Raw genomic sequence first — 7,006 nt, 5'->3', positions numbered from 1 at the left:
CCTGAGCGTGGCCGTTGACAATTTCCCAGACCAGCCGCCACTTGCGGTCAATTTGGGTTTCAGGGGAAAGGATAGCTCCCCGCAGGCTGGCCAGTTGCAGGCAAGCTGCGCCCAAATCGGCCCGACTGAGGTTGGCTCCCTCCAAGCTGGCCCACCGGAGGTCGGCTCCCTGGAGGTCGGCTTCCTGCAAGTTAGCACCGACAAGCCTTGCCCCCCTTAGGTCTGCTTGCGCCAAGTTGGCCCCCCTCAGGTCAGCCCAATCCAGGTCTGCCCCGCTCAAGTCCGCCTGAGCTAGGTTTTTTCCCTGAGCGTGGCCGTTGACAATTTCCCAGACCAGCCGCCACTTGCGGTCAATTTGCGTTTCGGGGGAAATGACGACCCACTTCAGGTTGGCGTCTGCCAGATTAGCTCCTTGCAAGTTGGCGCCAATGAGATTGGCCCCCATCAGGTTAGCTCCCTTTAAGTCGGCTCCTCTCAGATCTGCGCCGCTGAGGTCTGCCTGGCTGAGGTTGGCTCCAATCAGGCTGGTGTGGCTTAGATTGACCTGGCTCAGCCTTGCCCGAACTAAACTGGCCCCACTTAAGTCGAGCCCCCTTAGATCTAGCCGGCTGAGGTTGCCCCCCCTCAGATCTGCCCAGCGAAAGTCCCGCTCGCCGGCTCGATATCTCTCTTCAGGGTTTCCAACTGGACGTAGGGGAACGGGATATCTTTTTGCTACTTGCACCAGTTGAGGGATGCCAGAGTTCAGTAGGGTTTTCCAAACCGCAAACTGCACTTCCCAATCCAGGGGTTGTAGCATTGTCTGTAGAAAAAGCTTTCTGCTTCTTTCGCCAAAACTTCCAATAGCTCCATTTCCGCTAACGAGATCCCCCCTTCTAGGAACTAACTGAACGGCTTCTGAACCACCGGCAACTCCCTCAGCTTCAGCCTGTCCACAGTCTCTTGTAGCCACGGCCCACCCCCTGTTGGCTAGCTTCGTCTCTATTTTTACCTTGACCCTGGAGAGGTCTCAAGTCAAACTTGAGGGGTTCTCTCCAGGAGGTCAATCTTAATCGAGTCTTAAGATTGTCTAGAGCATTTCAAGCACGCCAGGCTTGAGAAGAGGAGTTCAAACCTGGAAAAGGGATCCCTTGTGCCAGACAATTGAATTGATGGTTATTTCAAACTCGATTAAGACGTTCTCTAGGCACTCCGCGCTGCCGGTGCGTTCGCGACTGCGTTGTGTAGCAGTAACAACATAACGAACCGTTTCAGCTACCCATGCCTCAGTCGGTCTGGGCCAAGGGATCCCGGCAACGCTTGCAGGCAGCAGGTAGATAAAGGGTGTCGCGGCGGCCAAACCACTCGTAGCGGTGATCCCGGATCTGGGCGTAGCCCCAGTCTCCCAAAAGCTTAAGGCCGGGGAGGTTGCGGTAGAGGGCCAGCCACAGGGATCCGCTGGGCAAGAGGGCGGCAATGTGTTCGACGGCGTCGGATCCCTGCCAGCGGCGCTCTGGCTGCTCCAGGTCGATCAGGATCATCCCCCGTTCCATCTGCTCGGGTGGGATCCCCCATTGGGCCAGGGTGGCCGTGTCTTGCATGGGGGCGTAGCGAAACTGCTGGCCGCGATCCAGTTGCTCTAAAAGCTTGACCCCATTGGCGCAAAGGTTGCACAGGCCGTCGTAGATGACCAGGTAGGGCATAGGGATCCTCAGGCAGGGGGCTGGGCCAAAATCCGGGCTTGGTAGTCGGCCTCGGAAAGCAGTTGCTGCGGCTGCCGATCCAGGAACAACCGGCCCAAGAGGTGATCGTATTCGTGCTGGAAGATGCGGGCCGGAAAGTCCCGCCAGACCACCTGCTGCCGCGATCCCGCAGGGGTGTAATACTCCACCTCCACCTCGCGGGCACGGGCCACCAAGCCGCGGCAGTTGGGCACGCTCAAGCAGCCCTCCCACCCCAACACCTGCTCGTCACTCAAGGCCAAGGGACGGGGGTTAATCATGACCAGGGGCTCCATCTGGGGTGCATCGGGATAGCGAGGGTTGGGACGGGAGGCCACGATGAGGATCTGGAGAGGGGATCCCACCTGAGGGGCGGCCAGACCCACCCCTTGCGCCTCTTTCAAAGTGGCGAGCATCTCTTCAATTAGGCTTTGCAAAGCCGGCGTCCCAAACTCGGCGACCGGCTCAGCCACCTGCGTCAGGATGGGATCCCCTATTTGGTGTAGACGCAAGCCCATAGTGTAATTTTTCAAAGCCTCTTCTCCCAGTCTAACGGGGATCCTGGTGGGCAACCTTGCTAGCGATCTTTGCGGCTGGCTACCGTTTCCAAAGCCAGCTTGGAGCGCTTCAGCCCCTCAGGAATGGGGATGGGGTAGTGGCCGGTAAAGCAAGCCGAGCAAAAGGAATTGGGATCCCGACCTGTGGCGGCCAGCATGCCTTCCCAGCTCAAGTAGGCCAATGAGTCCACCCCGATTTTCTCGGCAATTTCTGCTACCGAATACTTGGCGGCAATGAGCTGGTCTTGGCTGTCGGTGTCAATGCCGTAGAAGCAGGGATGGGTAACGGGGGGGCTGGAGATGCGCATGTGGACCTCCGTAGCTCCTGCCTGGCGCAGGGCTTTGACGATTTTCTGGCTGGTGGTGCCCCGCACAATCGAGTCGTCTACAATCACAATCCGCTGCCCCCGCAGCACGTCTTCGAGGGGGTTGAGCTTCATGCGAATGCCCCGCTCCCGCATCGACTGGGTGGGCTGAATAAAGGTGCGGCCCACATAGCGGTTTTTAATTAGCCCTTCCGTGTAGGGGATCCCCAGTTGGCGGGCATAGCCAATGGCTGCCGGTGTGCCGGAGTCGGGCACCGAGATCACCCAGTCGGCCTCTGCCGGAGCTTCTTTGGCCAGTTGTTCTCCCAGCCGCACCCGGTAGGAGTAGAGGCTCTCCCCGTGCATGCAACTGTCGGGGCGGGCAAAGTAGATCATCTCAAAGATGCACAGTTTGGGGTTGGCCTCGGCCCAGCGCAGCGATTGCAACCCCTGACGGCTGATCCACACCAGTTCTCCCGGCTCCACCTGGCGCAGATAATCCGCTCCAATGATATCCAAAGCACAGGTTTCCGAAGCCAACACGTAGTGCAGTGGCTGGGCTTCTGGGTGGTTGAGCGTGCCGTCGCTGCAGAGGATCCCCAGCCTCTGCGGTTGCAGCAGCTCCTGTCTGGCGGGGTTGCTGCTCAAAAGCCCCAACACCAGCGGACGCACGCCGTAGGGATCCCGCGCCCCAATCAGACCCTCTGGCGTGCCGATAACTAGACTGAAAGCCCCGCGGCAGCGGCGCAAAGCTTGACAGGTGGCTCCCACCCAGTCTTGACCTTGGTTCACTGCCTGGGCAATGGTGTGGGCAATACATTCCGAGTCGGTGCTACCGGTGAGGTGGCACTCGGCAGCTTCCAGTTCACGCCGTAGCTCTTCGGCATTGACCAAGTTCCCATTGTGAGCCAAAGCCAGCGGCCCCAAGCGGGTTTCCACAATCACCGGCTGGGCGTTGGCCATGCGGCTGGATCCCGTAGTGGAGTAGCGGGTGTGGCCTACTGCCAGATCGCCGCTGAGCTGGCCTAAGTTCACCTCGTCAAACACTTGGGAAACCAGCCCCATTGCCTTGTGCACTCGGCAAAAGGCCCCCTCAAAGGTGGCAATCCCCGCCGATTCCTGGCCGCGGTGCTGCAGGGCAAACAGCCCAAAGTAGGTCAGCTTGGCCACCTCCTCGCCGGGGGCCAAAATGCCGAACACGCCGCAGGCCTCTTTGGGCCCTTCCTGAGCTGGCGATGGTTCTGCTTCCACCTTTGCTGCCATGGATCCCCTCTTGCTGTGGCACTTATCAGTCTAACCCGAGCGCTCTTGAGATCTCACCGCCAAGGCGGATCCCATGCGATTGGTGACACCCATAGTGTTTGCAAAAAATTGAGGCTCTATCTATAGTGTTAGGAGCACTTGCGAGACTCTGCTTTCGCGGTTGAGGGAGCAGGACGGTGCGGGTTTTTGAGTTGAACGCTGCCGAGACTCGGTTTTCCTAACAAACCCCCAAGCTTGTGTTGTGAGGAGCCAAAGCCCATGAAACAGCAGCCCCCTAGGTTCCGTCAGAGCTGGATGTTGGCAATCTCTGCGATGAAAGCCAGTGTAGCCGCTTTTGTGTCGTTGTCACTGGTGGCCTGCCAAGAAGATGGCCGCGAGCAACCCTCGGTTACCATTACTCCTGTGCCGGTAACGGTTGTGGCACCGACGCCCACGCCTTTTCTCGTCCCCAGTCCCCTCCCGACGCTCACTCCCGTCCAGACGCCTCTGCTCACCCCGACCCCCACTCCACTCTTGAATCCGTTCCCCAGTCCTTCCCCCACCGCATCCTTCTCGGCGGAGCCACCTTCGATTGCCGTGGTATCGCTGGCGGACGCGCGACAGACGGTTCCTTTCAATGTCTTGGTGGCCGTGACAACTCCTGCGGGTTTGGGAGCTGGCATCAGCTTCCGGGTGGAAATCCGGCGGAACCCTCTCACGCTGACGTTTGATTTCACCGCCGCTGCTGTCGGCTGTCAGGCCAACAGCAAAACCTGCATTGGCACCATCCCCATTACCATTCCCGCTTCTGCTCCCACCGGGGAGTATGAAGTGACGGCGATGGTGGCGGATACCCAAGGCCGCATCGCCTCCGCCAAGGCTCCTCTGCGGGTGTTGCCTGCGCCCAGCCCTTCCCCTTCACCAACGCCAGCCGGCACCCCCAATCCCTTTCCCTCGGTATCGCCTTCGCCTAGCCCCAGTCCTACTCCCAGCCCTTCGCCAACGCCGACGGCCAACCAAAGGAGCGCCCCAACTCCCTAGGGCAGCTCTTGAAGGACTTGCCTCAAGGTGGCGACCAAGCGTTCAATGTGGGTTTCCTCGATGATCAAAGGTGGGGAAAGGGCGATGGTATCACCTGTGGTGCGGATCAGCACGCCCCGTTCGTAGCAGCGTAAGAAAGCTTCAAAAGCCTGCGCTGTCGGTCGGCCAGGGATCCCTTCCAATTCAATGGCCCCCACCAAGCCGAGGTTGCGCACATCGATGACATGGGGCAAGCCCCGCAGAGAATGGAGAGCTTCTTCCCAGAGGGGGGCGAGGCTGGCGGCCCGCTCCAACAAGCCTTCTTCTTGATACAGGTTCAGGGTGGCCAAGCCGGCGGCACTGGCAACCGGGTGGCCGGAGTAGGTATAGCCGTGGAAAAACTCGATGGGGCGATCCTAATCGGCTTGGGATACCTCTGGAAAGTTAGTATTTCCGCTCCTGAGGAAGAAAGCGGGTGATCACCACGGGACGATAGCTGATCTGGGGGGATCCCTCGCGAAAAGCGGCCAAGGTGTGCTGTAAAAACCGTTGGTCATCTCGCTGGGGATAGTCTTCCCGCGCGTGGGAGCCGCGACTTTCCCGCCGTTCCAGAGCGCTGGCGAGGATCAAGGCCCCCACCGTCATGAGGTTGTCCAGCTCCAGGGCTTCGATGAGCTCGGTGTTCCACACGCTGCCCCGATCGTCCAGGCGCAAATCCTGCTCGTAACGCCGGCGGATCCGGTGCCATTTTTGGATCCCTTCTTGAAGAACCGATTCGCTGCGATAGACCCCACAATGCTCGGTCATGCAATCTTGAAACTGCCGCCGCACCTGATCAATGCGGCTTGCCCCGGATCGCTCCAGCAGCCTGGCGATCCGCTCGGCGGCCTGGTTGAGCAGGGATCCCTCGTCCAACTTCGGCAAGGCTCGCCCCCTGACGGCTTCTACCATAGCTGCCCCTGTGCGCCGCCCGAAGACCACGCACTCCAGAAGAGAGTTGCTGCCCAGCCGGTTGGCCCCATGCACCGAAACACAGGCCGTTTCACCGGCAGCAAACAGCCCTTCCACGCGGGTATGGGCATCCCGCAGCACCTGCCCATCCACCGTCACCGGGATCCCGCCCATGCAGTAGTGCACCGTCGGTCGCACCGGAATGGGATCCACAACCGCATCGATGCCCAGGTGGCGATGGGCCTCCTCCCAACAAAAGGGCAGCCGCATGTGAATGGTTTCTGCCCCCAGATGCCGCAGATCCAAATAGACAAAATCTTTTCCGTCGATCCCGCGTCCGGCCCGCACCTCCGTAACAATCGCCCGCGACGTGATATCCCGAGGGGCCAACTCCATCTGGCTGGGGGCATAGGCAGCCATAAAGCGCTCTCCTTTCCCGTTGATCAGATAAGCCCCCTCCCCGCGCACCGCCTCCGAGATCAACACCCCCACCGGATACAGGCCCGTGGGATGAAACTGCACAAACTCCATATCCTGCAGAGGCAGGCCGGCCCGCGCCACCATCGCCATGCCGTCGCCGGTCGAGGCAAAGTCGTTGGAGGTGGAGTTGTAGATGCGCCCATAGCCGCCCGTGGCCAACATGACTGCCTTGGCCCGCACCACCTCCAGCCGTCCGCTGGCCAGCTCCAGCATCACCACTCCCTTGACCTGGTTTTCTTCCAGAATGAGCTCCAGCACATACCATTCGCTGTAGAGCTTGACCCCAAAACGCTGGAGGTTGCTCACCAACTCGTGCAAAATGGCGTGCCCGGTTTTGTCGGCGGCATAACAGGTGCGCGGGTGGCTGTGTCCCCCAAAGGCCCGCTGGGCAATGCGGCCATCCGGCAGGCGGGAGAACAAAACCCCCAAGTGCTCCAGATCGATAATCACCTCAGGGGCTTCTCGGGCCAGAATCTCCACCGCATCCTGATCCGCCAGATAATCGGATCCCTTGACGGTATCGAAGGCATGGGCTTCCCAGGAATCTCGCGGATCGACATTTTGCAGGGCAGCGGCAATGCCCCCCTGCGCTGCTACCGAGTGGCTGCGAATCGGATGGGTTTTGGATACCAAGGCCAGGTCGAGGCCGGGATCCCGCCGCATGGCCTCCAAAGCCGCCCGGCAACCGGCCAGCCCCCCGCCAACGATGACAATGTCGTGCTCCAGCATGAATGGATGTGGGCAAACCCTC

At 60.2% G+C, this 7,006-nt stretch carries 7 protein-coding genes and 1 pseudogene; 1 reads left to right on the top strand and 7 read right to left on the bottom strand.

The window, feature by feature from the left end:
* The 5 genes and pseudogenes from NW853_RS13540 to purF form a co-directional block, all read right to left on the bottom strand.
* Positions 1-445: pentapeptide repeat-containing protein (locus NW853_RS13540; RefSeq protein ID WP_414349290.1), on the bottom strand; the 445-nt coding region annotated here is incomplete at its 3' end.
* Between the two features lie 54 nt (positions 446-499).
* Positions 500-799 (bottom strand): annotated as a pseudogene (locus NW853_RS13535) (pentapeptide repeat-containing protein); the annotation flags it as partial.
* 466 nt (positions 800-1,265) lie between these two features.
* Entirely contained in the window at positions 1,266-1,682 is a 417-nt protein-coding gene (locus NW853_RS13530; protein WP_414349282.1) for a thiol-disulfide oxidoreductase DCC family protein, read from the bottom strand.
* Positions 1,683-1,690: 8 nt separating this feature from the next.
* On the bottom strand, positions 1,691-2,233 hold the full coding sequence (def, locus tag NW853_RS13525) for a peptide deformylase (protein ID WP_414334668.1): 543 nt from the start codon (positions 2,231-2,233) through the stop codon (positions 1,691-1,693).
* 44 nt (positions 2,234-2,277) lie between these two features.
* Positions 2,278-3,825, bottom strand: a complete 1,548-nt coding sequence (gene purF / locus NW853_RS13520) for an amidophosphoribosyltransferase (protein ID WP_414334666.1) — start codon at positions 3,823-3,825, stop codon at positions 2,278-2,280.
* A 294-nt stretch (positions 3,826-4,119) separates the two neighbouring features.
* On the opposite strand from purF, the gene NW853_RS13515 reads away from it, so the two are divergent.
* Positions 4,120-4,845, top strand: a complete 726-nt coding sequence (locus NW853_RS13515; RefSeq protein ID WP_414334664.1) for a hypothetical protein — start codon at positions 4,120-4,122, stop codon at positions 4,843-4,845.
* On the opposite strand, the gene NW853_RS13510 is transcribed toward NW853_RS13515, so the two are convergent.
* Complete coding sequence (locus NW853_RS13510; RefSeq protein ID WP_414334662.1) at positions 4,842-5,174, bottom strand: aminotransferase class III-fold pyridoxal phosphate-dependent enzyme; 333 nt, start codon at positions 5,172-5,174, stop codon at positions 4,842-4,844. The genes NW853_RS13515 and NW853_RS13510 overlap by 4 nt on opposite strands.
* Before the next feature lie 94 nt (positions 5,175-5,268).
* Complete coding sequence (locus NW853_RS13505) at positions 5,269-6,984, bottom strand: succinate dehydrogenase/fumarate reductase flavoprotein subunit (RefSeq protein WP_414338417.1); 1,716 nt, start codon at positions 6,982-6,984, stop codon at positions 5,269-5,271.
* Positions 6,985-7,006 lie beyond the last annotated feature (22 nt).

Source organism: Synechococcus sp. H55.11 (assembly GCF_047462475.1).
Classification (GTDB): domain Bacteria; phylum Cyanobacteriota; class Cyanobacteriia; order Thermostichales; family Thermostichaceae; genus Thermostichus.
Note: the sequence above shows the minus strand (reverse complement) of the source record. Positions and strands in the feature narration are given on the sequence as shown.